This is a genomic window from Oceanospirillum linum, from assembly GCF_001995095.2.
In the GTDB taxonomy this organism is placed as follows: domain Bacteria; phylum Pseudomonadota; class Gammaproteobacteria; order Pseudomonadales; family Halomonadaceae; genus Oceanospirillum; species Oceanospirillum linum.
Window position 1 is genome coordinate 65454 of sequence record NZ_MTSD02000001.1, and the last position, 26999, is coordinate 92452.

Genomic DNA, 26999 nt, shown 5'->3' on the forward strand with positions numbered 1-26999 from the left:
GTTTAAGCATGCAACAAGGCATAATGTTTTGATATTCAACGTATTATTTTCAAATTTCACCCAGTGGGTATTTGCATGCACCAGCCATTGCCACTATCAACACCCGGACGTAACCTGATTCGCCTGACACTGATCCGGGGTATCGCGTGGACCGGTTTTCTGATATCAGTCATTATCGGCACTGAAGTACTTAAAATTCACCTGCTGGCCATTCCTCTGATCATGATCATTATCGTCATGGCCGCCATGAATATGCTGACCTGGTGGCGACTGGGTCTGCCCTACAGAGTGACGGACTCAGAATACCTGTTTCACCTACTGGCAGATGTTATTGGCCTGAGCCTTTTCTTCTATTATTCCGGTGGTGCCAATAACCCCTTTATCTCCTATTTTCTGGTCCCTCTCACCATCAGCGCAGCAACTCTGCCCTGGATTTTCACCTGGATTATCGCTGCAGCAGTACTCAGTTCTTACACCTTTCTGATGCAGTTCTATATCGCGGTTCCGGAGCTCAGTCACACTGGAGCCGGAATCAATCTCCATCTGCTGGGTATGTGGCTGAACTTTCTGCTGTCCACCGGGTTGATCACAACCTTTGTCTTTAAAATGGCACACACGCTCCGGCACAGAGAAAAAATGCTGGGTGAGGTTCGTGAGCAGGTGCTTCGGGACGAGCAGATTCTGGCGGTTGCTACTCAGGCAGCAGGAACCGCACACGAGCTGGGCACACCACTTTCCACACTAGCGGTCATGCTGAAAGATCTGAGCCGTGATTATCCGGATGATAAGCTACTGCAGGAGGATCTGGTACTAATGCGCCAGCAGGTTGACCGCTGTAAAGATAAGCTTCAGCTACTGACTCAACAGGCAGAGATTAATCGTGTCAGCCAAACACCTGTCTGTGATTTTATCGCCCCTATTATTGAAGACTGGCAAGTTCTGAGGCCAGAGGTAAAATTCAGTCTGGACTGCCAGAAAGAGCAGGTCATGCCTCTTTTGGAAAGAGATAAAACGCTGGAGCAAGCCCTGCTGAACCTGTTAAATAATGCGGCGGATGTCAGCCCGCAACGTGTGGATATTAGCGTAAGCTGGGATAATGTAGAATGTGTTATCCGCATCAGGGATTACGGCCCGGGAATTGACCCCGATGTAGCAAACCGGCTCGGCGAGGCCTTTATTTCGACCAAAGAAGAAGGAATGGGTATCGGTCTTTTTCTGACCCATGCCACCATTAATCGCTTTCAGGGCACAGTACGCCTGTATAGCCTGAAAAATAGCTCATCGAATGACCATCAAACAAAAGGCGGCACTCTCACCGAGGTCACATTACCGGTGATTCAGCCGAATGCCGTCAGTGATCAAACAAGAGGACTCAACAATGAGCCCGCAAAACAATCTGAATAACGCTGGCCTTAAAGAACCGGAACTGCGCAACAATACATTTCTCATTGTAGATGACGATCCGGTGTTTTCTCAGGTCATGTCACGATCCCTGACCCGCAGGGGATACAACACAATTGTGGCTGAGTCAGCAGAAGAAGCTCTCCCCTTGATCGAACAGCATCAGCCCAGCCTGGCATCACTTGATCTTAAAATGGAAGGTGACACCGGCCTTAACCTGCTGCCTCGCCTGCTAAAACTGGTGCCGGACTGTAAGGTCGTTATTCTGACGGGCTATTCCAGCATTGCCACCGCAGTCGAAGCGATCAAACTCGGCGCGGTTAACTATCTGCCTAAGCCCGCCGATACAGATGAAATTCTTGCCGCACTGAAGCAAACCGGTGCCAACCCAAGTCAGGAAATTGCGGATAAACCCATGAGTGTTAACCGCCTGACGTGGGAGCATATTCAAAAGGTACTGACAGAAAATGACGGTAATATTTCCGCCACAGCTCGCCAGCTGGGCATGCACCGCCGCACTTTGCAGCGTAAGTTACAGAAACGCCCTGTCCGTGAGTAATCACTTCAGCAGAAGACAGAGTGCAAAAATCCGGTTGAGCATTTTAAGTGCTCAACCGGATCTCTGATCAATAAACGCCATATAAACTAATGGCTCATAATCGCCTGGTCAGATAAAAGAACCCAGATACCGAGCAAAACAAAAACGCCACTGGCACCGATACGAATCCATTTCAACGGCAGCCGATCCACCGCCAGATGACCAATAGCGACCACAGGTACATTAGCCAGCATCATCCCCACTGTTGTTCCCATTACCACCCAGAACAACGCATCAAACTGGGCCCCAAGAATAATAGTAGCAACCTGGGTCTTATCACCTATTTCTGCGATAAAAAACAGAACAACGGTTGCCAGAAAAGCACCATACTTCTCATAAGGGTTCTTCGTATCATCATCCAGCTTATCAGGAATCAGAATCCAGAGGCCAACCGCAATAAAAGAACCACCCACCAACCCGTTCAACCAGTCACCTTGTAACCAATCGGCTGCAACAGCACCCAACCAGCCCGCAATGGCATGGTTTGCCAGTGTAGCCACCAGAATACCCCAGATAATTGGCCAGGGTTTACGAAAACGGGATATCAGCAGAAATGCCAGTAACTGAGTCTTGTCACCTATTTCAGCAAGAGCGACAGAGAAGGTTGAAAAAAAGAAGGCTTCCATAAAATTCACTTTAGGGGCCGGCAGAGAACAAACACTATGACACATCACACTGCTCCGGCCCCGGTTCAGTGCGTTGTGTCACAGGTCTCGTCAGGCCGCATTGCAGATCAATACGGCTGTTTACACCATGGTCATGAGGACCAACTATGTTGATGTAAACCTCTGTCATATTCGTCTGGGATATTTTCAGAGAGAAAATATCAGACAAGAAGAGCGACTACTCCCCCGGGACGAGAAGAATACTAGCAGAACCCGGAATTTAATCCAGCACTATCAATGACAACAAGCTAAAAGAACGACCTGCTATTTATCGTCAAAATAGCGTTTGTAATCAAAACCTTGCACCCAATCTGGTTTAAACACCATAAGAGAGCTGAGCAGCATACCGTTCACCACAGCTTCCGGAGGCAGAATAACCGGCAGGAAGAGAAAGTACTCACCTGAAATCCGGGCAAAATCATAAGCTGTAGACCCCAGCCAAAGCACGGCCATCAAAGACAGCCCGGAAGCCAGAGCTGTCAGTGCACTACCGAAAAAACAACCCACAAAAAGAATAACAAAAAAGTTATCCGGCAGACGCTCATCTGCCCAACGGTAAATAAAGTAACTTGCAGCGACAGGAACAACCGCTGAGGTCATAATATTAACCCCCCAGTAACTCAACCGGAGCCTTTCCTGTCCAGGTCAGTCCTATCAGGGCCAACACACTGGCCATTAAAGCAAAGGGCCAACGAAACATCACCGTTAATGTCATCGACATCAGAAAATGCAGGCTGACCAAGGGTGTAATATCCGCCTTAAGCTGCCAGAGCAGTGTCACAAAAACAGTAGCGCCTAAAAAAAGGTGCTGAAACTGAGTATCTGCCAGCAGTTTTTTCCACTCGGCGTAGCGGACAGCCTGAAAAAGCGCCATGACCGCTGCAATATTTGCAACCCAGACCCAAAGGCCTTCAATTTCAGTAGAGGAGAAGTTCATCTGTTATCTTCCACAAAAAAGTGCAGCGTTACACTAAAGCATCAGGAATATAGTTTTTTATTCAGCCGACCTGGTTTAACGCGATCAGAACGCTTCACCTACCTGGAAATAGACATTGAAGCCATCTGCTTCCGCATCACCCAGTGCGTCACTATAGCCAAAATCCAGGCGCAGATTAACCCGCTGCTTCTGGCCCAGAGCATAACGACCACCAACCCCCAGAGCGTACTTCAATTCAGAAGCACGAACCTGGTCGAAGGATGGGAATACATCGCCAAAGCCACTAAAGACCGCCATACCCCATTTATCTGTCAAAATCCGACGCCACTCAACCTGGCTGGATAATGCCAGCTCATCACGATAGCGATCCTGCAGTAACCCCCGAATGCTTTGAGCACCACCTACTGCAGGCATCTGGTCATAGGGAACATGACCACTTGCCGCTTTAATCTTGCCCTGAATGGCCAATACGGACCGAGAATTAAGAGGGATAAAGCGCCGATGCTCCAAACCAAAAAGATTAAAGTTATAGTCACTACCCCATGATGTATCAAAGGTCAGAAATTCTGCCTCGCTAAATACCCCTTTTTGACTGTAAAAGCTGTTATCCCGGGTATCACGCTTTAACTGAAAACCTAAACCAAGCCGCGTAGACTGCATTTTCTCATTATTACCGGCCAGATAATCCTTAAGCTCTCTTGCGTCAGAAAGATCGGTATACTTGCGGTGTTGAAGGCTCATTGCAGGGCCAAAATAACTATCTTTTAATATGCGCCAGCCCGCCATAAAGTTAAGGCGGACGAACTCAGCTTCGTAGCTTTCTTCAGAACCCGTGCGACTGAGAGAACCGATACCGTGGCTGGTAGAAACACTTTTACCGAAAGCCACGGACGGCTCCAGTAACATAGAACCCTCACTACGATACAAGCTGGAACTCAGCGCCAGCATCACCTGTCCTTTTTGCGATAAGTAGCCAAAAGCACTCACTGTATCTTTTTTATTCTCACCCGCCTCCGGGTTTGGTATCGCCCAGATCACAGCAGCACCGCCAGCAAACCCTGTATCCGGTGTACTGAACGCAACAGGGATAATAATCCGCTCCGCCTTCACCTGAGTGCTCATTAATACGCATGACAAACCAATCATCATGACAAGACAAAAGGTCAAAAGACGGAAAGGCTCTTTTGGAATAATCACAGCAATATCCTTGGGATGGACTGACATTTAAACAGCAACACTCTCATTACGAGTGCCGCTATTCTATTGGTGCATAGCAGCGGTTAAAAGATAAAAATTAACAGTCGTCACAGGAGGACTGACTCCGCAGCCCGTCGCTGATGTGATCTAAATACAAGCAAAGAAACGCCAGAGACAAAAAATAAAAGCAGGAAACAGATAAGTCAGGGAAAAGTGACAAAAGGAGAAGGAAGAACAAAGAACAAAAGCCGTTACGGCTCCGCAAAAAAACTAAGTCCTAATGACATATTTCGGGCAAAAAAAGCCTCCAATCCTTGGAGGCTCTCTACATACGATAACAGTCCTTTCCATGGACTCGCTTCCATTGCGCTTTTCTACATTTCCCCGAGAGACTTCATTCTAAAGCACCCTCAACGAACACAACAGAAGCGAACTGCCTTTTTGCTTGTAAGAGATATCCTACAAAAGGCTTAACTCTGATCAGTTAAAAACGACCGTTTTATTCTCATGCACCAGAACACGATCCTCAATATGCCAACGCAAACCACGAGCCAGAACCGCTTTCTCAACATCTTTACCCAGGCGCACCATATCTTCGATAGTGTGCCGGTGGCTTACCCGTTGAATATCCTGGTCAATAATAGGCCCCGCATCCAGCTCTGCTGTCACATAATGGCAGGTAGCACCAATCAGTTTCACACCGCGCTCATAGGCCTGGTGGTAAGGCTTCGCACCAGCAAAAGACGGCAAAAAGCTGTGGTGAATATTGATGACACGTCCGGCATATTTCTGACATATATTCGGAGGCAGAATCTGCATATAGCGCGCAAGGACAACACAGTCAGCATTCGCCTCTTCAACCAGTTGCTCAACCTTATCGAAGGATGCCTGCTTGTTATTCTTATCCACCGGAACGTAGTGATACGGAATACCATGCCATTCCACCAGATCACGAAAATCCTCATGATTGGAGATCACGCAGGGGATTTCAATCTTCAGCTCACCACTCTGCCAGCGATGCAACAGATCCACCAGGCAGTGCGACTCTTTACTGGCCATCAGCACCACACGCTTTTTCTGATCAGAATCTGAAATAAACCAATCCATTTCAAATTCACGGGCGATCGGCGAAAAAGCCGTACGGAACTCTTCCAGATCAAAGGGAACAGTATCAGCCCGAATCTCATGACGCATAAAGAACCAGTTCGCCATCCGGTCAGAGTGATGGCTGGCTTCGGTAATCCAGCCGCCATACATCGCCAGAAAGTTACTGACTTTTGCCACAATGCCTACCCGGTCAGGGCAGGAGATTACTAAGGTATATGTCCGTTCCATATCTACCAATCAACTCATTCAGTTCAGGGCGCCCGATTGGTTATTATCAAGGGGCTACAGCGGCCGCCGCCTAACCAGTTGATTCAACAACCCTTTAGACGGCAATTCGTAAAAATTTCGGAGCCGGTATTCTACACCAAAAGACCTCTTTTGCACCTGCGCAAGGCAAAACCTGCTATACAGACTACAGCTTTAACCATCATGTCTGTCCAGTGCGTTTAAATCACATACCGGCAGTATAAAAAGAGTGCTAACCTGAATAGTATCACTTCAAGAAAAACGAAAACGCACCAAAAAAGGCCAAAGTAAAATTAAAATGCACATGGCGCACCAAAATAGATCACAGGAAATTCCAACCTTGTGCATAAAGCATCGCAACATGCTGAATTCTGGTGCTTTCCTGCCGGTAAAGTTTCTCGGTATTCTGGCCTGTTTTGTGCATCATGGGCATACCCCTTATCACAGGACAGCGCATAATGGTTACAAAACAATATTTGTCCGACAGCCATCTACCACCACCTGAACGTATCCGCCAATTAGGGATTCACCCTAATAGGATCGGCCAGGATCAGGGGCGTTTTTTCGGACATTTTTCAGGTTATGCCCTGCACAGCCACTATCAGCCTATTATTTCGCTGACGCACCAACGCACTGTCGGTTACGAAGCACTGATGCGCCCATTCCTGGGGCAAACCCAGGAGTCACCTTTGGCTCTTTTTGCCCGGTGCCATACGCCAACACAAATCTGCCACCTGGATCGGATCAGCCGCGCCCTACACCTGATGAACTTCCGACAGTTGGGTATAAAAGATGGTTGGCTATTTCTTAATATCCGGGGGGAAGAGATACGTCAGAGTAATATGGACGCCGCAGGAGTACGCCGTACTCTGGCGGAATTTGGCTTTCAGCCGGGCCAGATCGTTCTGGAAATTCTGGAAGACGCGGTCCATGACGAAATGCTTCTGGCTGAATTTGTTCAGGAATTCCGTAATGCCGGATTTCTGGTCGCCATCGATGATTTTGGTACCGGTCAGTCCAACTTTGACCGCATCTGGAAGATCAATCCGAATATAGTAAAACTGGACCGCTCCATGGTACGTAACGCCCATCAGCAACCCAGAGCCCGCCGCATATTCCCGCGCCTGGTCAGCCTGCTGAGGGAAACGGAGTCACTGGTTCTGATCGAGGGTATTGAAAACCAGGATGAAGCCTTACTGGCCATGGATACAGATGCCGATATGGTACAGGGCTTCTATTTTGCCCGTCCCACCGCCGATGGTCAGGCACATCATGATTTGCCCGGCACCATAGATAAACTGCACAAAGAGTACGCTAGCCATCAGCGACAACGACGCGTTAACTTTCAGTGTCAGCTGACAACATTTGAAAACCTTATGACGACATGTGCCGACCTGCTTCGTCAGGAGCAAAGCTTTGAGCAGAGCAGCAAGTTGTTACTGGAACAGGAAGGCTGCCGCCGTATATTTTTACTCGATGGCGACGGCTGCCAAATCACCCGCACTATCGCTCCGACCCATACTGAGAATAACAACCCATACCATCCTCTTAAAAATGCTCAGGGAGCAAACTGGGCCAGGCGAAAATACTTTCAGCGGGCGATCGAGTCCCCTGATCGCGTCTGCATTTCCCGGCCATACCTGGCACTGCCGGACGCCAGTATTGATGTTACATTCGCCATCGCCTTCAAACATAACAACAAGCGTTATGTTCTGTGCTGCGATGTGGATTCACGTTACATCGATGACGCCGGAGATTTGTTGCAGCAGGGGAGAATGGTTTCCCAGTCCACCGGATCGGATGAATAGCCCGATCCAAGCAACCGACTTTCTTTATCCAGAGAAAACACTAAACCATTATCCGGAGAGAACACAAACCACTTGTCCCTGAGCCTCTCTGTTTCACGACAGGCTGCAGATCTCAGGTTCGGATTGTCACGCCCGCATACAGAGTCTAATATGCCCTTTCATCTCATTGTCACAAGCCGACAGAGAAGGGAATTATGACTGCCGTATTCGACACTGAAAAACAGCCCTTTCCACTGGTGATCCGCTCACTGGGCATCGACACGCATCAGGAACCCACTGTTTACCTGCGACGCAACAGCCATGTATGCCGGGCAGAGGGATTCACCACAGCATCAAGAGTGCAGATCGATAACGAGCACTCCCGTATTATTGCCACCCTGCATATTGTCGACAACGAGACCCTCCTCGCTCCCGGGGAAATCGGCCTGTCTAACTCAGCAGCAAAAGCGTTGAATGCCCCGGATGGCAGCATTGTCCATGTCTGCCACCCAAAACCGATCCGCTCCCTGAGCCACCTGCGTCACAAAGTGTATGGCCACCGACTGAATGATGCACAGATGAAAAGCATTATTCAGGATATCATCGCCGGACTGTATGCTGACGTACATCTGGCAACCTTTATTACCGCCTGTGCCGGTGACAACCTGAATCAGGATGAAATTATCTGCCTGACCCGGGCTATGTTGGAAGCCGGGGAAAACCTGGATTGGCAGCAATCTCTGGTCGTGGATAAACACTGTGTTGGCGGGCTCCCCGGAAACCGAACCACCCCAATCGTCGTCAGCATAGTGACGGCCTGTGGTGGCATCATGCCTAAAACCTCATCCCGTGCAATCACATCCCCCGCCGGAACCGCTGACACCATGAGCACCATGACCGATGTAGAGCTGGATCTGGATGTGCTGAAACAGGTTGTCAATCAGGAAGGGGGCTGTCTCGCCTGGGGAGGCTCCGTCCACCTGAGTCCGGCTGATGATATCCTGATTCGTGCCGAACGGGAGCTTGATCTGGATAGCGAAGGTCAAATGGTTGCATCAGTGCTATCAAAAAAAATTGCCGCAGGCTCCAGTCATGTCCTGATCGATATTCCTGTCGGTCCGACCGCCAAAGTACGCTCTGACGAAGCTGCCAACCTGCTCTCCCGCCTACTGATCAATACCGGTGCGGCCCTGGGGCTGAAGGTTGAAGTCATCTGCACCGACGGAACTCAACCGGTCGGCCACGGTATCGGCCCGGCACTGGAAGCCGTGGACATTATCAAAGTATTAAAAAATGACATTGACGCTCCTCAGGACCTTAAAGAGCGTGCTTTGCTTCTGGCTGGAAAAATTCTTGAAATGGCGGGGCTGGCCCCCGCAGGCGAAGGCTGGGGAAAAGCCTGTAAAACCTTAGAAAACGGCACCGCCTGGCAGAAATTCCACCGGATATGCAACATGCAGGGCGGGTTTAAACAGCCCCCTACCGCCCACTATCAATACAGCTGGAGCAGTGAAACGTCCGGCAAGGTTACAGAGATCGACAACCGGCACCTGGCAAAGCTGGCCAAACTGGCAGGGGCTCCGGAAGATTTAGCCGCAGGTGTCACTCTGGATGTCAAACTTGGTCATACCGTCCTTCAGGGGGATACGCTGCTAATGATTCATGCAGAAAGCCCCGGCGCCCTGAACTACGCCATTGAGTTTCTGCAGGATCACAAAGATATGATACGGATTCAGGCCTGAGTCAGGCCATAACAGCAAACCCGGCAGTCTCAAACGACGACAAACAAAACAAAGGGCCTTTATACAGGCACTAAACAAGCAGAAGTACTGATTTATGACTCCGATTCTATTCGACCTGAACGATGCCAGCAGCCTGAAAGCAGGGCTAACACAGCAACTGAATGCAGAAGAAGGGCAGCTGAACCAGCGGCGCTTCCCCGATGGCGAGAGCTACCTCCAGGTGATCACACCCGTTAAAGACCGTGTGACCCTGATACTCTGTACGCTGTATCAACCGGATGAAAAATTCTTACCCCTGATCTATCTGGCTGAAACGCTGAAAGAGATGGGTGCCCGTCAGGTAGTTCTGATCGCACCTTATCTGGCCTATATGCGCCAGGATAAGCGCTTTCACGAAGGCGAATGCATTACATCGATCTATTTTGCCCGGCTGATAAGCCAGAGTTTTGACCACCTAATTACGGTTGACCCGCACCTGCATCGCTACCACTCTCTGGATGAGATATACACTATACCCAGTCAGGTTGTGGCTTCAGCGAAATCTGTCGCCCGATGGATCAGCCGGGAAGTTGAGCGTCCACTGCTGATCGGACCCGACATAGAAAGTGAGCAATGGGTTGCTGAAGTCGCTCAGCTGGCCAATGCGCCTTTTGAGGTTCTGCTGAAAGAGCGCCACGGAGATCGTGATGTCAGTGTCTCACTGCCTCACGTGGAGCGCTATCAACAGCATACACCCGTTCTGGTGGATGATATTATTTCCAGTGGGCGCACCATGATTGAAACCATTCAGCACCTGCAGGTCGCCGGGATGCAGAAAGCGGTCTGTATCGGCACCCACGGCCTGTTTGCAGACCAGGCCTACCAACAGATTCAAAAAGCCCACGTCGAAAAAGTTATTACCTGCAATACGGTTTGCCACATCAGTAACGGGATAGATATGGCCCCGGACCTGGCCGGAGCTGTACAAAATATTCTCACTGAACAATGAAAATAACAGCGCTCTGATGACTGGAAGTATGAGCCCGTTTACCTACGTAAGCGGGCTCAGGGTGTAACTTCCGTTACCTTAGGTTTCACCTGTGTAACCAAGGCTCTCCAGCAACACTGAATGCTCTGAAAACAATAACAAAATCCCCTGCTATTCCTACCCAAACGTCGCCGTAAGACTACAAAATTACAGGCCTTCAGTTAAAAACACCAAATGTCATATCCACTAAAGAAAATGTCGCCTATTCATTAGAAAGCCAACGCCAGCTGGGCTAAAATCCTACCCTAGACTAAAGTTTACTCTCAAACACTATTGATTAACGCTGCGACCTTACTGAATTGTGGTTCGGGGCCATGCTTAATCGGGTGTTTCTTTGTTTTTCCTGCCGACTTAAAGGAAGTTGCCATGAGTATGGAAGACGGCTTTGAAACCCTGAAAAAAATGGGTATCGAGAATGTCCGTGATATCGAAAAATTCACCTCTCGCACCGAAGGTGACCACGACATTCTGAAAATCTATTTCCAGCGCCACCACGGTGACTGGTTTGCCAAGAGCAAAAAGTTCAAATTCCCACGGGTTCATAAAGACCGCCGTGTCAATGAAGGCCTGGTGACATACCGTCCGACCACAGAGCCGTCGGCAATTTATCTCCATGCAGTGGATGAACTTGAGAAGCTGGTTGCCACCGAGCAAAAAGCAGAAGATAAAAAAGAACTACTACTGGAAGAGATCGAGCATCTGGAAAAAGTAGTTCAGCGCAAAATATCAGATATTCGTCGTCAGATTGAAGAGCTGTAAAAGCTTACAGCCTGCACGGGTGAGCTAATTTAGTCCCCTCGTGTTCTGAATGACTAAGACGCACGACAAAAAACGGAGCACTTTCATAGGAAAGATGCTCCGTTTTTTTATACCAGACCTTCACTTTTATTTTTAGTCCCGCCCGAACTACAGCATCAACCAGCTGGCCACACCGATCAGGCCTATCATCGCGATATTCAGCAACGCCCCAGCCCGCATCATTTGCCGTTGCGGCACATAGCCCGAGCCAAACACGATGGCATTGGGCGGTGTTGCCACCGGCAGCATAAAGGCACAGGAAGCAGAAATGGCGATAACCGCTGCCAATATGACTGGCGACAACCCCATCGCCTGCGCAATGGAAACAAAAATAGGCACCAACAACGCACTACTGGCCGTATTGCTGGCAATTTCAGTCAGCATGACCACAAAAGCGGTGATCACCAACATAAAAATAATCAACGGAGCCCCTTCCAAAAAACCGCTGATCGACTCCGCCAGAAATACACTGGAACCGGTCGCTTTCAGAACAGCCGATAACGTCAGACCACCACCAAACAGCAGTAGAACCCCCCAGTCCGCAGACTGTTCAATATCCTTCCAGTTCACCAGCTTCAGAGCACACAATAATACGATGGCAAAGAGTGCAACCATGGCATCAAAGCTTTTGCTGATCCCCATAAACTGCGAAACCGGCTTACTGAACAGCCACAGCGCCACAGTTACCAGAAAAACCCCTAAAGTAAGCCACTGCTGAGTGCCCATCGGCCTGGCATCACTATCCATATCAAATGTACGTGACAGGTCCGGACGGAAGACCAGCCATAATAGCGCCAACATAACAGGAAACATCAAAAGAACTGCAGGTATACCGATCTTCATCCACTCGGCAAAGCTAATACCGACAGCCGCCGCCGCAATGGCATTAGGCGGACTGCCAACCAGGGTGCCTATGCCACCAATATTGGCAGAGTAAGCGACCCCCAGCAGCACAAACCAATAGGTATTACGGTTCTGCTCGTAGGGCAGACGACTCAGCATACCCAGCGCCAAAGGCAGCATCATAGCGGTTGTGGCTGTATTTGAAATCCACATAGAGACAAACGCAGCGGTAAAAAAAAGCAACACACTGGCTAACAGCATTCTTCCCCGTGCAGCCCTGATCACCAGCCCTGCGATACGCTCATCCAACCGCTGCTTATGTAACGCTGAAGCCAGCGCAAAACCGCCCAAAAAGAGGAAAATAATAGGATTGGCAAAGTTCTTCATCGCCTCCGGTACGGTAAAGACACCGGACGCCACCGCCAGGATCGGCACCAGAAGAGCGGTTACCGTGATATGAAAAGTCTCCGTCATCCAGAGCAGAGCCACAGAAGTCAGAATCGCCAGGCCGATTCTCAGCTGCAGATCCAGATCTGTGCCATAAAAAATGCCTAAACCTGATAATACCGACAATAACAAAGTGATATGAGTGCGTTGCACGCTGATCGCTCCACATAAAGAGGCTGAAAAGGGCATTCTACCAAGCTTTGCCGCGAAAAAAGAATCCATAAACCTATCCTGTCAGAAAATGAGATCAGACAGAAACATTCCGGATACAGACATCGGTCACGCTCTCAACAAATTACAACATGGATAAATGGGCATTCTTTGAAAAAGTAAGTAATATCCATGCATAAACCATATCGGGCCGAATCAAAAAAGAGGTTTACTGTGAACAAGCTAGCCACTGCCAAACGCTCACGAGCAATAACCACAGAGGAAGTTCTTCTGATTCTCTGCCACTCGGTAAATGAAGTACTGAACAACGCCGGTAACAAAAAGGTGGAATATTCACCTATGGTGCAGAAAATTAACAAAACCTGCCTGCGACCGGATATCGGTTGCTTTGTATTATTTGATGGCGGCTTTTCCGGGTTGGTTATTATCAACTTTACCGCAGAAGCCGCCATGGAGATCTATCGCAAATACCTGCTAAGTATGGGGATGCCGGAAAGCGAGCTGGCCCAGTTCCACACCTCAGACGAGGTAGGCAATGTAATGGGTGAGATTATGAATCAGATCGTAGGTGACTTTACCAACAAGGTACGCCACCAGCTAAGAACCTCTATCACCCAGAGCCAACCAAAGATGATGGCGATCAACAAACAGGTTCAGATCTCGGTCAACACAACTCTGGATCAGCCCCAGTCCCGTCGGGTGACCTTTAACACCGAAGATAACAACATCTTCTACCTTGAACTCTCCATGGACAAAACAGAGTTTATTAAACTCCACGACTTTGATGAAGATGAACTGGAAAACCCGGATGATATTCTGGCAGATAACCCCCGGCACTCAGGAAAGCGTGCAACACCTGAGGCCCGGAGCAATAATGACCATGATGACTTGATGAACGACCTGGGGATCTGATCAGAACCCTTGTCTGGAAACAATCCAGTTCTGTCTGCCGGATACCACCAGATCCGGCGGGCAAACCAGACCACCTGTCTCTCTCCCCTCCTTTCTTTGTAACCCCCTCCCTCTTTGTCTACCCGTTAAACCTATCCAGGCCTCGCATAATAAATCGCTGGACAATGTAAATAGCAACAAACAACATAAATAAACGATAATCAATCTCATTTAAGAGAAGAGATATTAAACGGAACAAAACCGGTATGTCAGGAAACCTTTGCTCCGCATACCCCAAGCAACGCCGGAGTCCGCTTCGCCATGCAGGAAATTCAGACATCAAGGGTGATACAGGGTTTACGCTGGAAAATTCGTTACGCTACCGAACCTGATAATCCGTCACTACTTCAGCTTTGGCTCAACATGGAGCACCGTTTATGCCAAACTCAGGACAGAGATGATCAATGGCAGCACCATCAGGGAATGCTCAACCTTCTGATAGATTCATACAGTGATGAACTCAACCCTCCCCATTGGCGGGCATTGTGCCTGGACTGGTTCTGCAAGCCCCTCGGCAGTCTGAGCCGACTTGCCTGCAACCGTCAGCACCGGAATGAACTGAACCGGCTGATACAGGAAGTCAGTACGCTTTCTCATTTTTTCAAACCCGATTTCACCCGTTGTGAGCCTCAGGATCATGACATCTCAATCTCATCAGGAAAAAAATATGACAACACGTATTGAACGCGACAGCATGGGCGAACTGGAGGTACCTCAGGACGCCCTTTATGGTGCCCAGACCCAAAGAGCAATTAACAACTTTCCTATCAGCGGCCAGGGGATGCCCACCTCGTTTATCCGGGCACTGCTACTTGCTAAAAAAGCCGCCGCCAAAGCGAACTCTCATCTGGGGCTACTGGATACTGAAATTGCAGTCGCCATCGCCAAAGCCGTAGATCAACTACTTGAACAGGATGACTTTACGGCCCACTTCCCGGTTGATGTTTTTCAGACAGGGTCCGGTACAAGCTCGAATATGAACGCCAATGAAGTCCTCGCTACCCTGGCCAGTAAGATCTGCAACAAGCCGGTGTCCCCTAATGATCATGTCAATTATGGTCAAAGCAGTAACGATATCATTCCCTCAACTATTCATATCAGTGCCGCACTGGAGTTAAACGAAAAACTCCTGCCAGCACTAGCGCATCTGTCCGATACCATTACCGAGAAAGCCGCATCCGTCAGCCAGCATATTAAAACCGGCCGTACTCATCTGATGGATGCGATGCCGGTTCGGCTCGATCAATCTTTGCTGAGCTGGGCAACCCAGATCGATCAGAATCTTGAAGCTCTGAAGAATACCCAGCCAATGCTGCACAGCCTTGCCCAGGGGGGCACCGCCGTTGGTACCGGTATTAATGCTCATCCGGATTTTTCCCGACAATTCACCCTGGAGCTGAGTCAGCTAACTGGCCTGAAATTTGTACCGGCCATCAATCTGTTCACCCATATAGGGACTCAGGACATTGCCGTGTCTGTCTCCGGGCAGCTCAAAATGACCGCTGTTTCTCTGATGAAAATTGCCAACGACTTACGCTGGATGAACTCCGGCCCCCTGGCGGGCCTTAGCGAGATTGAGCTGGAAGCCCTGCAACCGGGCTCATCCATTATGCCCGGTAAGGTAAATCCGGTGATCCCTGAAGCCACAGCTATGGTGGCAGCTCAGGTCATAGGTAATGATGCTGCGGTAACCATTGGCGGACAATCCGGTAATTTTGAACTGAATGTGATGCTCCCGATGATCGCCCGAAACCTGCTGGAGAGCATTGCTCTGCTCGCCAACGCTTCACGGCTGCTGGCGGATAAGGCCATTGCCACCTTCACGGTCAATGAGGATAACCTGAAGCAGGCTCTCGCCCGCAACCCTATCCTTGTCACCGCCCTGAACCCTATTATCGGCTATATGAAAGCGGCAGAAATTGCCAAGAAGGCTTATAAAGAAGGCCGACCGGTATTGGATGTTGCAGAAGAGAATACAGACCTTTCCCGGGAAGAGCTCAGCCAACTACTGGCACCGGAAAAACTAACCCGAGGTGGGCTCTGATTCACATATTGCACTGGATACCACACTGTGAAACAAGGCGGCCCAGTTCGACCTATAGCAAAAAACCGGAAGTACAGGCGAGTACTTCCGGTTTGATTCCGTAAACGGGTACCCATGCTGACACCCTGGATCTAAAAAGCCTTTCTGTATCGTCCCTGATAATCAAAGATCCGATCCTGAATCTGCCAGTAATGTTTCTGTTTGCGGGCAACCACAAAATCCGGTGCCGTCAGTAGCGACTGCACCCGAACAACCTCCTCAATATCCTTAAAGTTCACCGGCGTCTGCCCTTTGGCCAATCGTCGACCGTACAACCTATTGAACACCGCCCGCTGAGCCGGCTTGGAAAAGTCGAAGGATTCCGTCAGTTCTTCACCATCTTCACCGTGATAGATGAGCTTCAGTTTGGAGCCATTGGGATTCAGGCTAATACCGGAACAGCGGATCACCATGGCATCTTTTAGTTTCAGGGCATCTTTCAGTTTATCGTCCGGATCGATAATGGCGGTCTGGCACTGATGGCATTTACGGGCAGCGATATCGTTTTCCGCGCCGCAGTGCTGGCACGCTTTAAAACGGAAGCGGTAATCGCACTGGACTGGCGGCTGATCCGCAGCCAAAGGATCACCGTCATCATCAAGGCCGAGCAAGCCCTGACAACGGCGGCCATAGTGCTCAATCACCTGGCCCTGAGAATCCTTTTTGCCCCAGAAAATATTGGCAAAACCGCAACCGGGGCAGAAAACCTGTACCGGCTCGCTGTCGGGATTGGGTTTCTTCTCCCCCACTTCCGGATGGTGCAGGTTGACGTTATTTCCGGCGTAATCGATCACCAGACAATCGGTTTTGCCCTTATCCAGCCGCAGACCACGACCGACAATCTGCTGATAAAGACTCACCGACTGAGTAGGGCGTAAAATAGCGATAAAATCCACGTGGGGCGCATCAAACCCCGTGGTCAGCACCGAGACATTAACCAGATATTTCAGCTCACGCTGTTTAAAGCGCTGAATCAGAGCATCCCGCTCTTTAAGCGCTGTCGCTCCGGTAATCAGCGCCGTTTGAGATTGAGGCAGGTAGCGGGTGATCTCTTGCGCATGATCTACCGTGGCGGCAAAAATCATCACCGCTTGACGTTTCGCCGCCAGCTCCACCACCTGTTCAATAATGGCCCGGGTCACCCGCTGATGCTTACCTAACAGCTGGTTGACCTCTTTTTCTGCGTATTCACCAAAGCTATTCTGCGCCAGCGCTGAGAAGTCATACTGAGCCACCGCCGCGTCCACCAGCTCCGGCCGGGTCAGATACCCCCGACGGATCATATAACTGAGGGGCAACTCATAAATACAGTGCCGGAAGGGTTTCGCCTGTTCGTCATCCGTACCACGGACAAAGCCCCGATAGTGATAACGGTAGATCCAGCCCATACCCAACCGGTAGGGCGTGGCGGTTAAACCCAGTACCTTTAACGCCGGATTCTTCTCCCGCAACGGCTCAATAATACGCTGGTACTGGCTGGTATCCTCGCCGCTGACCCGATGACACTCATCGATGATGATCAGGGAGTATTCATGCTGAAACTGGTCCAGGTTGGCAGATACCGACTGCACACTGGCAAAGGTCACCTGATGCTGGCTTTCCCGACGCTTCAACCCCGCCGAGAAAATACCGCCGCGAAGGCCATAGCTCTGGTATTTAGCATGGTTCTGCTCCACCAGCTCCTTAACATGGGTCAGCACCAGAATTTTACGCCGTGCAAGACGCGCCAGCTCCGCAATCACCAGACTTTTACCCGCCCCCGTAGGCAGCACAATCACTGCCGCTTCGTTGGATTTTCGAAAGTGTTTTAACGTTGCATCAACGGCTTCCTGCTGATACGGGCGCAAAGTAAAAGGCGTGGTCATAAATAGGCAGGCTTTTGCAAAAAAATCCGTTAGTGAAACGGGGATGGTAGCAAAAATTATCAGCCCAGGCCGCACAAAACTGATTATTTATACAGATAGTGCAGGCAACCCCTGTGGTTCTTTTAGTTATCGTATCACCCCCAATAAAAGCATACTTGCGCTAATTTGCATTTATAATTACTATAGCGCTCAAATTTAATAAAGCCTTCTGATAGTGAACAGCCTATCAGGCCTTACTTTTTACCGCCCGGCAGCCCACGCCGGGCTTTCAGGGTTATAAAAACAATGAAGATTGGTATTTTGCTGTGCGGGGATGTACCTGCAGAACTCGTTGACACCTTTGGTAGTTATGCAGAGTGCCTGAGAGCACAACTCAAGCTAGATGAGTGCGACTCCGTAACGGTCTGGGATCTTTACCAGGCCGGTGAACTACCGGATGATATCAACCAATGTGATGCTTATATCGTTGGTGGCAGCCCTTCAGGCGTCCACGATGATCTTGACTGGGTGCATCGCCTGCCTCAATTTATTCGCAGCGCCTTTTTCGGCAGGAAGAAACTATTTGGCATCTGCTTCGGCCACCAGGTCATCAATCATGCTTTGGGTGGCGTGGTAAAGAGGTCTGAGAAAGGCTGGGGGCTGGGAGTTTATGACGTGCAGCTCCGGCAGGATATAGGCTCTCTGAAAGCGGGTCATAACCTACAGCTCATTGCTGTTCACCAGGATCAGGTGATCAGACCCGGTCAAGGTTTTGAAGTGGTTGCCGGCAACCGTTTCTGCCCCAATTACATCACTCGGTATAAGAACCAGGTTCTCACAGTGCAAGGGCATCCTGAATTCAATGGCCCGTTTTTCAATGCCTTGCTAAGCCATCGGACAGAAAAATTTAAGCCCGAAGAGATCAAAAAAGCACAGGTCACGGATGATAGCTTAATATGCAACCGCAGGTTCAATCGCGCTGTAAATGAGTTCCTGGCCTCCTGATAGAATAGAAACATGCAGCATCATGCTCAGACATTCTCTGTAGTTATAGTGTGTTCGCAGCCAGATGCAGGCTCTGCCAGTTTTCCGTCAGGATCAGCGCTTTGCTGCCCGTTCGCAGCCCATTAACTGTTTTTCAATACATTGGGTTGCCGTTCTTGGTCTCACTTGGCACACTCTGAATCGAGTCCCAATGCTCCACAATCTTACCGTTTTCATCAAACCGAAAGAAATCCATCGTCACATACTCGTCATTCCCCGGCCATCTCTGATGAGTATGAAGTGCAACCAGATCAGCTTCCGCCACCGCCCGCACAAATTCGATACTTTTACCCGGATAGTCTCTGGCCATTTCACTAAAGTACTCAATAAAAGCAGCCTTACCCTCACCTACTAACGGGTTGTGCTGTATATACTCGGCACCGACATACCGCTCTACCGCTTTGACCGGATCGCCGTGATAGGCGGTTCTGTAAAACTCAATTGCGTTCTGTTTGTTTGCTTCAAGATTCTGACTCATCCGGATACACCTGCCATATGAAACCTGCCCATTAACATACACCCAACAAGCCGACAAAAAAACCGTCCTTAATCAGGCAGCGGCTCCCTCTTTCAGTATCTGCTTATAACGCGCTTCAAACCCTTTCTTCAGCCAATCCATTAACGCACTGACCCGGTTAAGCTTATATCGCAGCGGCGGGCATACTAAATACACAGGCGTTGATTCTGCCCACTCAGGCAAAACCTCCACAAGCCGTCCATGATCAAGATCAGCCTGCACATAAACATCCGTCAAACGGGTAACCCCTAAACCAGCCATAGCAGCATGGCGCATAACCCGGCCACTGATCACTTTTATCCCTCCTTCTGCCCGAAGGGTTTGTTTTTCATCGCCATGGGTAAACACCCACTGATCAACACTGCCATAGACCAAAGGTAAACCAGCTAAATCGTTAGGGTGCTTTATTTCCCTATTCGCTTGCAGAAATTCAGGGCTTGCCACATAGCGTGTCCTGATAGTACCAAGCTTACGGGCAAGCAGTGTGGAATCTGGCATATGCCCCAGCCGCACCACAAGGTCATAGTGTTGATCAATCAGATCAACCTGTACGCTGGAGAAATCAAGATGAACTTCGATATTCGGGTGCTGTTTCTGAAACTCAATCACCAATGGCGCAATAAGCTGCTCCCCCAATAAACCTCCCACAGCGTTCATTCGGATAACACCTTTTAACTCATCCGTTGACTGACTGGCCCAAGTGGATGCCAGGGCAATTTCCTGTAGGGCATGTCGGGTTTTACGGTAATACGCCTCACCTATTTCAGTAAGCCGTAGTTGGCGGGTAGCGCGGTAGAAGAGTTGTACTCCGAGTCGGGACTCCAGCTCCGTAACCTGCTGGCTTAGATTAGCTTTTGAATACCCCGTCGCCTCCGCTGCAGCGGTAAAGGTGCCAAATTCAGCCACATGATTAAACGCAGTGATGCCGCGCCAATAAATATCGTTCATAAATACCAAACAATGTTTTCATATTAGTTATATATATCATCATAATAGTCTTGTTCACAATGCGTCCAGAGTTATAACTGATACCGACAATTTCCCCCGGACTCTCAATACTGGAGCAGTGAACATGAAAAAAACCTTAGTAGTTATCACAGGTGCCAGCTCAGGCATTGGTGCCGCCATGGCAAAACGCTTCTCAGAAGAGGGACATCCGCTGCTATTGGTTGCCCGCCGCCTTAATAACATTCAAGCCCTTAACCTTCCTAACACCCTATGCCGGGAAGTTGATGTGACCGATCGAGTCGCGTTTGACTCGGCGATCAAAGACGCGCAAGCACAGTACGGCCCCGTGGATTGCCTGATCAATAATGCCGGTGTGATGTTACTGGGACAAATCGAGTCACAGGACCCTGCCGAGTGGAGGAAAATGTTTGATGTTAACGTCCTCGCCCTGATGAACGGCATGCAAGCGGTGCTGGAGGATATGAAAGCACGTCACTCCGGCACCATCATTAACATCAGTTCTATTGCAGGTAAAAAATCCTTTGCCAATCATGCCGCGTACTGCGGCACTAAATTTGCCGTATCGGCGATCACCGAAAATGTGCGTGAAGAAGTGGCGGATTCAGGCGTACGGATAATGGCGATCTGCCCAGGTGCGGTAGAAACAGAGCTATTAGGGCATACAACATCCAAAGAGATCATCGACGGTTATGAAGCCTGGAAAACATCAATGGGTGGCGTCTTAGTACCAGACGATATCGCACGAACCGCTGTCTTTATGTATACCCAGCCACAGGGGGTGAACATCCGTGATGTGGCGATCACCGCAACACGTCAGCAACCTTAAAACGGGTTTAACAATAGCAGAACATCAGACCTCAACATCATTCCCACACCTTCGTGGGAATGATTTTTGACTACCCCTTCTGCTCCGTAGCATATGCGATATGATTTTCTACGCTCGGTAGTTTGACTGAAATACGACTCAACTCCTGCTGAATCATAAACATCAGCTGATTTCGGGCATCAGATTGCAGAAAGTCATCCAGACTATCCCCTCGGTCAAATACCAGTGTAATCTTCAGCGTCTCCGGAAAGTGCCTGTAATCAGCTTCGTGGGTCAGCCACTGAAAACCGTTAAATTCTTTCATAAAGTTTTCGCAGATATCCGTCAGAAAGAGACGAATCTGGTTATCGGTTTTCTTGTCCGTTTTGCGCATACTGACCACCTCCCGAAAAGTATGCTGTCAGTATGGCAGAAAGCCGATAAAGACCACACCCGTTAACCCACTGCGTTGGTTCGACCTGAAAGTAGCCTGCAATTGCCTGAACTGTCCTGGAGCACGACAGCATAATGCCTCATCGTGATACATCCCCGTTGCAATATCCACAGTCAAACACAAACCTCGGCACAGTTTTTGTGAGAAAAAACGTCAAAAAACACTAACGCTCCCGACACGTTAAAAACAACACTAAAGGCAGCGCAACCGCTACGCGCTGTGCCTGGCGATAAACTTTACACCGCGGGCAGCATTATTGCTTATTACAGGGGCTTTATGCACTTTCATGGTGCCAAAGCCATACGCCCAGCACACCAAATCAGTGCAAATATTACTTTTTTTCTTGCTAAAACAATGGTAATTCACTGTTTTAAAAGCATTCCTTTTTTTACAGCGCGATTCTTGCATAGATCTAAATATACTGATTCAAATCAAATAATAACATCATACATAACGCCCAAGTTTTCCGATCTACGTGCGATGGAGATTGCCGATGAAACAACTAGTCAGCCATAACATGAACCTGTCTGCAGCAGAAAAACGCTGGCTGCCAGTCTTTGGCAGTAATGGCAAATTGAAATTAGGCTGGCCCTGCTTCCTGAATCGTCAGCTTTATCCTGTGATTGAGCAGATTTTTGAAGGTATTGCGTCTACTCGTGTAGAAATTTTGCAGCAATGGGCCACCAGCCACTGGCAGCATTTGGATGAACTGGCTACTCAGTGTTCGGAGGCGGATACCTCTCAATGGTCAGATTTACTGCTCAGACGAAAAGATCAGGTTGGTGATTTTTCCGAGCTTTTTATCCTTGATGATGAAGGCCAGGTTTTAGCCTCCACTCATGCAGCCCGTAAAGACCAGATGCACAGTGGCGGATTATTAACTCAGGCGTTACAGGAAGGTTTAAAAAAACCTTTCCTTCATGGCCCTTATACCGATCCGGTCACTCTGGAGTTAGGCGCGTCTACATCCAGTTTTCATGATGCCGTCACCCTGATGTTTTATCAGCCTTTAATACAGAAAGGTAAGGTGATTGGCTGTATTGCAGGCCGGGTTCCAAACGATGTTATCGGTGATCTGATTCAGCGGGAGGCCGGCCACGTTTACCCGGAATCGGGTGATAATTATATTTTTATGGTTAAGGCCGGGTTCGATACCCGTGTGCAAGTGGGTACGGCTTTATCCCGATCCCGCTTTGAGGACAGCACCTTTTCCCACGGTGAAAACCTAAAACAGGGTATTCACACTGAATGGGGTACAGTGAGTGTTCAGAACCATACCGAGCTGGAGTTAAGGTTTACTGATCCTGCAACAGGCGAGTTGCACCCTGGGGTACGAGAAACCATAAAGAACGGCAGCAACCTCTTCATTACTTACCCAGGTTATTCAGATTACCGTCATATTCCGGTTATTGGTAAAGGTGTCACTTTCCAATTGCCAGGCTCACCGGACCGTTGGGGCATGATGTGTGAGGGTGACTTAGAAGAAGTGTATCGCCGCCGTTCAATCAGTGTCAGCCTGATGAAGACCTATCTGATGACAGTGATCGGGTTAATGGTAACCACCACCTTGTTACAGCACTTTTCACCTTTTGGTTTATTACCAACGTTAATGTTGAATGGATTAATGCTGGCTGTTTCTGCCTGGATCTTTGCCAACACAGGCCCTAAACGTGTCGCAGAACGTTTGCGAAAGACCACTCAGATCATCCGCACCATTGCAGAAGGCGAGGGTAATCTGAAACAGCGCCTGGATACTGAAAACATGGCGCAGGATGAAAGTGGCAGCATGGGGCGCTGGATTAACAGTTTTATGGATAGTCTGGATGGCATTATGGGGCAGGTCATCCATACGACGGGGGCAGTGCAGAACAATAACGAGATGATGTTGACCCGCACCCAGGAGGCCAGTCAAACCAGCCGGGAAGTGAATGAGGTTGTCGGTAAAATGCTGACCCTGGTTGAAGATCAGTTAGGTGAAATCAACCAGGCATCACAAACCGCACAAACCATGAAAAAAGCGATGGATGATGTGGTTGATAACGCCCGCGAACAGTTTGAAGCGGCGCGCACCGGCACGTTAAGTATTCGTAAGGTGGTTGATACCACCGCGGCACGGGTACAGAAGCTTGATAGCCGGATGAAAGAGATCGGCGATATTGTATCCATGATTACCGACATCACCAGCCAGACCAATCTGTTGGCGCTGAATGCAGCCATTGAAGCCGCCCGTGCAGGAGAAGCAGGCCGTGGTTTTGCCGTGGTTGCGGATGAAGTTCGTTCACTGGCCAGTCGCACCGCTGAAGCGGCATCGGAAATTCAGACTACTGTATTTAGCCTGCAGGATGAAACCCGTGCTGCGGTAAACTTTATGGAAGAAGGCGTGAAAGAAGTGGATCAGCGCCTTAAAGAGGCTGAATCTGCCAGCTCTGAAAACACAGAGCTTCACCAGGCTGTTAGTCAGATGTTTGGCATTATTACGCAACTGCATGAACGCAGTCACTTTTATGGCTCATCCATCAGGCAGGTTGAAGTCGCATCCGGCGAAATGAGCCAGGTGATGGATGAATTACAAGACAGCGCCCATCAGGTGAAACACTCCACTCAAACCCTGCAACAACTGGTCGGGCGTTTCACGGTCAGCGCAGACAGGTAAACCGCGTAGATCAGCAATAATATACACGCAAGTTTACGTTTAAGAATGTGACGTGATTTTAAAATACAGGAAAACTAAAAAATAAAAACACCCGCCTCGTATCATGCAGTGAAGCGTCCCAATGTTGGATGCCTAGCTTTATGTTCGCGGCGGTGTTCATAGGTTGGCCCGGAAACTGTGTTTTTACTGCACAGAAAGCACGACGAACTTGAGACTCTAAACCAGAGCTGCAATTTTTCCTTTCGCAACCAATTGAGCTCGGATTGAGTCATATATCCAGTTGAATGCAATCGCGTAAAGTACGAAGAAAACAACAATCCCGGCATCCATCACCAATACAGTCCAAAAGCCAAGTTGAAGTACCCACATCAGTAGCGGGAGCGACACCAGCATCAAACCCAGTTCAAAGCCTAAGCCATGCAGAATACGCGTTTTTTTGGTTCTTTTGCTGCGGTCAACGCCGTAAATCTTATCGTAACCGTAGTTGTAGACGTAGTTCCATATCATCGCAATCAATGACAAAGATAACGCCAAGCCTGCCATTTTCACTACCCCGCCACCCATAATGTAGGTTGCCGCTACGGCCATCAAAATCAAAGCAACTACTTCAAACAGTACCATGTGTAACATGCGTTCTTTATGTGACATCTTTTTGCTCTCTTTATGTGTTTCTAGATTTTATGGGCTAATGACTTGGCCAGATAATATCTATTTAAGTGATAATATAAAGATAGTTAACATCACATTTAGTGATAATAAGTATTGAAGGATACCGAATGTACAACATAGATCAGCTGAGAATGTTTGTGTATGCCGTTGAATTAGGATCATTTTCTGCCAGTGCCCGCGAGTTGGGCAAGGTGCAGTCGGCGGTGAGCCAAGGCATCAATAATCTTGAAATCGATTTTAATGTTCAACTTTTTGACCGTTCGACACGCAAACCAACCCTTACTGCGCAAGGTCAGCAGATCTTTAAGCAGGTCAAAGCAATTATTCTGCAGGTGGAAGATCTCAACTCTTCCGTCAATGCCATCAATAATCAAGAAGAAGGACTGCTACGTATTGCATTAGATGATGCGCTGTTACTTCCTTCACTGTCTAAGGTGTTGGACAAATTTAGCCAAACATTCCCAGCGACAGAGCTTGAGTTAATGGCCGCAGCGAGTACCGATGTGAATCGCTTGGTGTCACAAGACCGCGCGGATATCGGCCTCATGTTTACCGACCTAGTTTTCCATGCGGACTCCGAACCGTGCTTTATCGGCAACCTACCTTTTGTTGCTGTGTGCCATCCAAGCCATGCTTTGTCTAAGGTGAGTGTTGCTAAGTTGCCTGATTTAATCCCACATCGCCAGCTCATCCTACGAGGCAACAAAGGTAAGGTGATTGACCATTTTCCGGTGGTAGCAGGCAAGGTGTGGTGGGCGAACAGCTTTGTCGCCATTAAAGAGATGATTGTGCATAGCTCAGTGGGTTGGGCGTATCTACCACGTTACTTAGTGGAAAATGAAATCCGACACGGCAAACTTAACCAGATTAACGTCTCGTTTGACCATAAAACATGGTCGCCTCCTGTCGATTTGCTGATATCCAAGAAAGCGACGAAAGGGCCAGGCTTACTGTGGCTGGAAGAGCATCTCAAAACTTTGCTCGACTGATTTGCCACAAGAAGTAATCCTGAACACCCACAATCTTACCTCGTCCTATTAACACGTTAACCCACCGCGTCGCCACTATCTGAAAATAGCCATCAGCTGCTGCCCGCCTAAGCGACGGATAAGAGGTAAATTATAGATGTAACTACTACTTCTCCTACAAGCAAAAACCCTCGGTATGAGTTGGCGTATTAGTGCTTGGTATTCAACCCTGCTTTGCTTACCAAGTAGCGATCCCTTACTTAGGGACCGCCACCGCTTTAAAGCCATATGATTGCAAGATGATCTGACCTGCCGATGACAGAATATACATCGCCAGCTGTGATGCGTGTTTCGGTGCGCCATCGCGCACGATCAAACCGTAGTCTGCCCCAACAGACAGCTCCGTCGGGACAGAAATAATCTGCAGGTCTTTAACCTGTTTCTTAGCCAGTACCGCATTGGTGCAGTAAGTCAGGAAAACATCCGCTTTCTTCTCACTCATCACCCAGCCGTACTGGTTTAACCCTTTAGGGACTTTGGCACTGTCAGTACCGCCGGTAAGCTGCAGCGCTTTAAAGGAGAGCATTTCAAAGGAGCCGGATTTAATCTGCTCGGCTTTTTCGAACAACCTCCAGGCGTAATCACCGCTTGGATCTGCTTTGGGGGTGGAAGTACCCACTTTGACATTGTCATCCAACAGGGTTCTCAGCAGGTTATCGCTGGTCAGGTTTAGTTCAGGCTGCGCCAGCGCGCACAACTGATTACCAGCAAACATAACCACCGGACTACCCCACTGCTGAGAAGCCAGCTTGCGAGGATGCGCCATATTGGCAGAGGCAAAAACATCCGGTTGCGCGCCCTTCTCAATCGCTTTACGCAGTAGACCGCTGGGGCCAAATTTAGTATTTACGACCGTTTTGTATTCTTTCTCGTAGGCGGAAACCACATCACTCATGGCGGCCTTAAGGCTGCCCGCAGCATACAGGGTTAATACATCAGAATGTGCAGGTAATGAGTACATAACAGATAAAGAAGCAACCAGTGTTGCAACACGTTTGCGGATCATCAGAAGAAAC

General features: G+C 49.0%; 25 protein-coding genes and 1 riboswitch. Of the genes, 13 read left to right on the top strand and 12 right to left on the bottom strand.

The window, feature by feature from the left end; all coding sequences use genetic code 11:
• Window positions 1-75: 75 nt before the first annotated feature.
• Together BTA35_RS00315 and BTA35_RS00320 are read left to right on the top strand one after the other, a co-directional pair.
• The gene (locus BTA35_RS00315; protein ID WP_077242452.1) at window positions 76-1404 is read left to right on the top strand and encodes an ATP-binding protein; all 1329 of its coding nucleotides are present in this window, start codon (window positions 76-78) and stop codon (window positions 1402-1404) included.
• Entirely contained in the window at window positions 1379-1960 is a 582-nt protein-coding gene (locus tag BTA35_RS00320; RefSeq protein ID WP_077242453.1) for a response regulator transcription factor, read from the top strand. The genes BTA35_RS00315 and BTA35_RS00320 overlap by 26 nt, the downstream gene beginning before the upstream one ends.
• Before the next feature lie 86 nt (window positions 1961-2046).
• Here BTA35_RS00320 and BTA35_RS00325 read toward each other — a convergent pair whose 3' ends face one another.
• The 5 genes from BTA35_RS00325 to purU all read right to left on the bottom strand — a co-directional run bounded on the left by BTA35_RS00325 (window position 2047) and on the right by purU (window position 6133).
• Entirely contained in the window at window positions 2047-2625 is a 579-nt protein-coding gene (locus BTA35_RS00325; protein ID WP_077243321.1) for a TMEM165/GDT1 family protein, read from the bottom strand.
• A gap of 11 nt (window positions 2626-2636) precedes the next feature.
• A riboswitch (yybP-ykoY riboswitch) is annotated at window positions 2637-2863 on the bottom strand.
• Window positions 2864-2928: 65 nt separating this feature from the next.
• On the bottom strand, window positions 2929-3264 hold the full coding sequence (locus BTA35_RS18630; protein WP_077242454.1) for an energy-coupling factor ABC transporter permease: 336 nt from the start codon (window positions 3262-3264) through the stop codon (window positions 2929-2931).
• A gap of 4 nt (window positions 3265-3268) precedes the next feature.
• The gene (locus BTA35_RS18635) at window positions 3269-3601 is read right to left on the bottom strand and encodes an energy-coupling factor ABC transporter permease (protein WP_077242455.1); all 333 of its coding nucleotides are present in this window, start codon (window positions 3599-3601) and stop codon (window positions 3269-3271) included.
• Window positions 3602-3685: 84 nt separating this feature from the next.
• Entirely contained in the window at window positions 3686-4798 is a 1113-nt protein-coding gene (locus BTA35_RS00340) for a BamA/TamA family outer membrane protein (RefSeq protein ID WP_077242456.1), read from the bottom strand.
• Window positions 4799-5278: 480 nt separating this feature from the next.
• Complete coding sequence (gene purU, locus BTA35_RS00345) at window positions 5279-6133, bottom strand: formyltetrahydrofolate deformylase (RefSeq protein ID WP_077242457.1); 855 nt, start codon at window positions 6131-6133, stop codon at window positions 5279-5281.
• 476 nt (window positions 6134-6609) lie between these two features.
• On the opposite strand from purU, the gene BTA35_RS00350 reads away from it, so the two are divergent.
• The 4 genes from BTA35_RS00350 to BTA35_RS00365 all read left to right on the top strand — a co-directional run bounded on the left by BTA35_RS00350 (window position 6610) and on the right by BTA35_RS00365 (window position 11466).
• Window positions 6610-7959, top strand: a complete 1350-nt coding sequence (locus BTA35_RS00350) for an EAL domain-containing protein (RefSeq protein WP_160054852.1) — start codon at window positions 6610-6612, stop codon at window positions 7957-7959.
• 194 nt (window positions 7960-8153) lie between these two features.
• The gene (locus BTA35_RS00355) at window positions 8154-9680 is read left to right on the top strand and encodes a thymidine phosphorylase family protein (RefSeq protein WP_077242459.1); all 1527 of its coding nucleotides are present in this window, start codon (window positions 8154-8156) and stop codon (window positions 9678-9680) included.
• 94 nt (window positions 9681-9774) lie between these two features.
• Window positions 9775-10668, top strand: coding sequence for a ribose-phosphate pyrophosphokinase (locus BTA35_RS00360; RefSeq protein WP_077242460.1), 894 nt, complete (start codon window positions 9775-9777; stop codon window positions 10666-10668).
• A 405-nt stretch (window positions 10669-11073) separates the two neighbouring features.
• A complete protein-coding gene (locus BTA35_RS00365; RefSeq protein WP_077242461.1) occupies window positions 11074-11466 on the top strand; it encodes a DUF3461 family protein in 393 nt (130 codons plus the stop codon).
• 147 nt (window positions 11467-11613) lie between these two features.
• Here the strand turns inward: BTA35_RS00365 and BTA35_RS00370 are convergent, their stop codons facing one another.
• Window positions 11614-13017 (bottom strand): DASS family sodium-coupled anion symporter, encoded by a 1404-nt coding sequence (locus BTA35_RS00370; RefSeq protein ID WP_238377449.1) that lies wholly within the window; start codon window positions 13015-13017, stop codon window positions 11614-11616.
• A 162-nt stretch (window positions 13018-13179) separates the two neighbouring features.
• Here BTA35_RS00370 and BTA35_RS00375 point away from each other — a divergent pair, with 162 nt between their 5' ends.
• The 3 genes from BTA35_RS00375 to BTA35_RS00385 all read left to right on the top strand — a co-directional run bounded on the left by BTA35_RS00375 (window position 13180) and on the right by BTA35_RS00385 (window position 15961).
• Entirely contained in the window at window positions 13180-13878 is a 699-nt protein-coding gene (locus BTA35_RS00375) for a DUF3334 family protein (protein WP_202931141.1), read from the top strand.
• Between the two features lie 300 nt (window positions 13879-14178).
• Window positions 14179-14601 carry a hypothetical protein gene (locus tag BTA35_RS00380; protein ID WP_139363599.1) on the top strand — a complete coding sequence of 141 codons (423 nt, stop codon included), beginning with the start codon at window positions 14179-14181 and terminating at the stop codon, window positions 14599-14601.
• Window positions 14585-15961, top strand: a complete 1377-nt coding sequence (locus BTA35_RS00385) for a class II fumarate hydratase (RefSeq protein ID WP_077242463.1) — start codon at window positions 14585-14587, stop codon at window positions 15959-15961. The genes BTA35_RS00380 and BTA35_RS00385 overlap by 17 nt, the downstream gene beginning before the upstream one ends.
• A 131-nt stretch (window positions 15962-16092) precedes the next feature.
• On the opposite strand, the gene radD is transcribed toward BTA35_RS00385, so the two are convergent.
• Window positions 16093-17865, bottom strand: coding sequence for a DNA repair helicase RadD (gene radD, locus BTA35_RS00390; protein ID WP_077243323.1), 1773 nt, complete (start codon window positions 17863-17865; stop codon window positions 16093-16095).
• A 285-nt stretch (window positions 17866-18150) separates the two neighbouring features.
• Between radD and BTA35_RS00395 the strand changes: the two genes are divergently transcribed.
• Window positions 18151-18849 carry a type 1 glutamine amidotransferase gene (locus BTA35_RS00395; protein ID WP_077242464.1) on the top strand — a complete coding sequence of 233 codons (699 nt, stop codon included), beginning with the start codon at window positions 18151-18153 and terminating at the stop codon, window positions 18847-18849.
• Window positions 18850-18982: 133 nt separating this feature from the next.
• Here BTA35_RS00395 and BTA35_RS00400 read toward each other — a convergent pair whose 3' ends face one another.
• Window positions 18983-19366, bottom strand: a complete 384-nt coding sequence (locus tag BTA35_RS00400) for a nuclear transport factor 2 family protein (RefSeq protein WP_077242465.1) — start codon at window positions 19364-19366, stop codon at window positions 18983-18985.
• A gap of 72 nt (window positions 19367-19438) precedes the next feature.
• The gene (locus BTA35_RS00405; RefSeq protein ID WP_077242466.1) at window positions 19439-20353 is read right to left on the bottom strand and encodes a LysR family transcriptional regulator; all 915 of its coding nucleotides are present in this window, start codon (window positions 20351-20353) and stop codon (window positions 19439-19441) included.
• Window positions 20354-20477: 124 nt separating this feature from the next.
• Between BTA35_RS00405 and BTA35_RS00410 the strand changes: the two genes are divergently transcribed.
• Window positions 20478-21200, top strand: a complete 723-nt coding sequence (locus tag BTA35_RS00410) for an SDR family oxidoreductase (protein ID WP_077242467.1) — start codon at window positions 20478-20480, stop codon at window positions 21198-21200.
• A 70-nt stretch (window positions 21201-21270) separates the two neighbouring features.
• Here BTA35_RS00410 and BTA35_RS00415 read toward each other — a convergent pair whose 3' ends face one another.
• Entirely contained in the window at window positions 21271-21573 is a 303-nt protein-coding gene (locus BTA35_RS00415; RefSeq protein WP_077242468.1) for a hypothetical protein, read from the bottom strand.
• Between the two features lie 553 nt (window positions 21574-22126).
• On the opposite strand from BTA35_RS00415, the gene BTA35_RS00420 reads away from it, so the two are divergent.
• Window positions 22127-24286 carry a methyl-accepting chemotaxis protein gene (locus BTA35_RS00420; protein ID WP_077242469.1) on the top strand — a complete coding sequence of 720 codons (2160 nt, stop codon included), beginning with the start codon at window positions 22127-22129 and terminating at the stop codon, window positions 24284-24286.
• A gap of 216 nt (window positions 24287-24502) precedes the next feature.
• Here the strand turns inward: BTA35_RS00420 and BTA35_RS00425 are convergent, their stop codons facing one another.
• Window positions 24503-24934: a PACE efflux transporter gene (locus BTA35_RS00425; protein WP_077242470.1), complete on the bottom strand. Its 432-nt coding sequence runs from the start codon at window positions 24932-24934 to the stop codon at window positions 24503-24505.
• Window positions 24935-25062: 128 nt separating this feature from the next.
• Here BTA35_RS00425 and BTA35_RS00430 point away from each other — a divergent pair, with 128 nt between their 5' ends.
• Window positions 25063-25944 (top strand): LysR family transcriptional regulator, encoded by an 882-nt coding sequence (locus BTA35_RS00430; RefSeq protein WP_077242471.1) that lies wholly within the window; start codon window positions 25063-25065, stop codon window positions 25942-25944.
• A 235-nt stretch (window positions 25945-26179) separates the two neighbouring features.
• On the opposite strand, the gene BTA35_RS00435 is transcribed toward BTA35_RS00430, so the two are convergent.
• A complete protein-coding gene (locus BTA35_RS00435; protein ID WP_077243324.1) occupies window positions 26180-26989 on the bottom strand; it encodes a molybdate ABC transporter substrate-binding protein in 810 nt (269 codons plus the stop codon).
• Window positions 26990-26999: the final 10 nt, after the last annotated feature.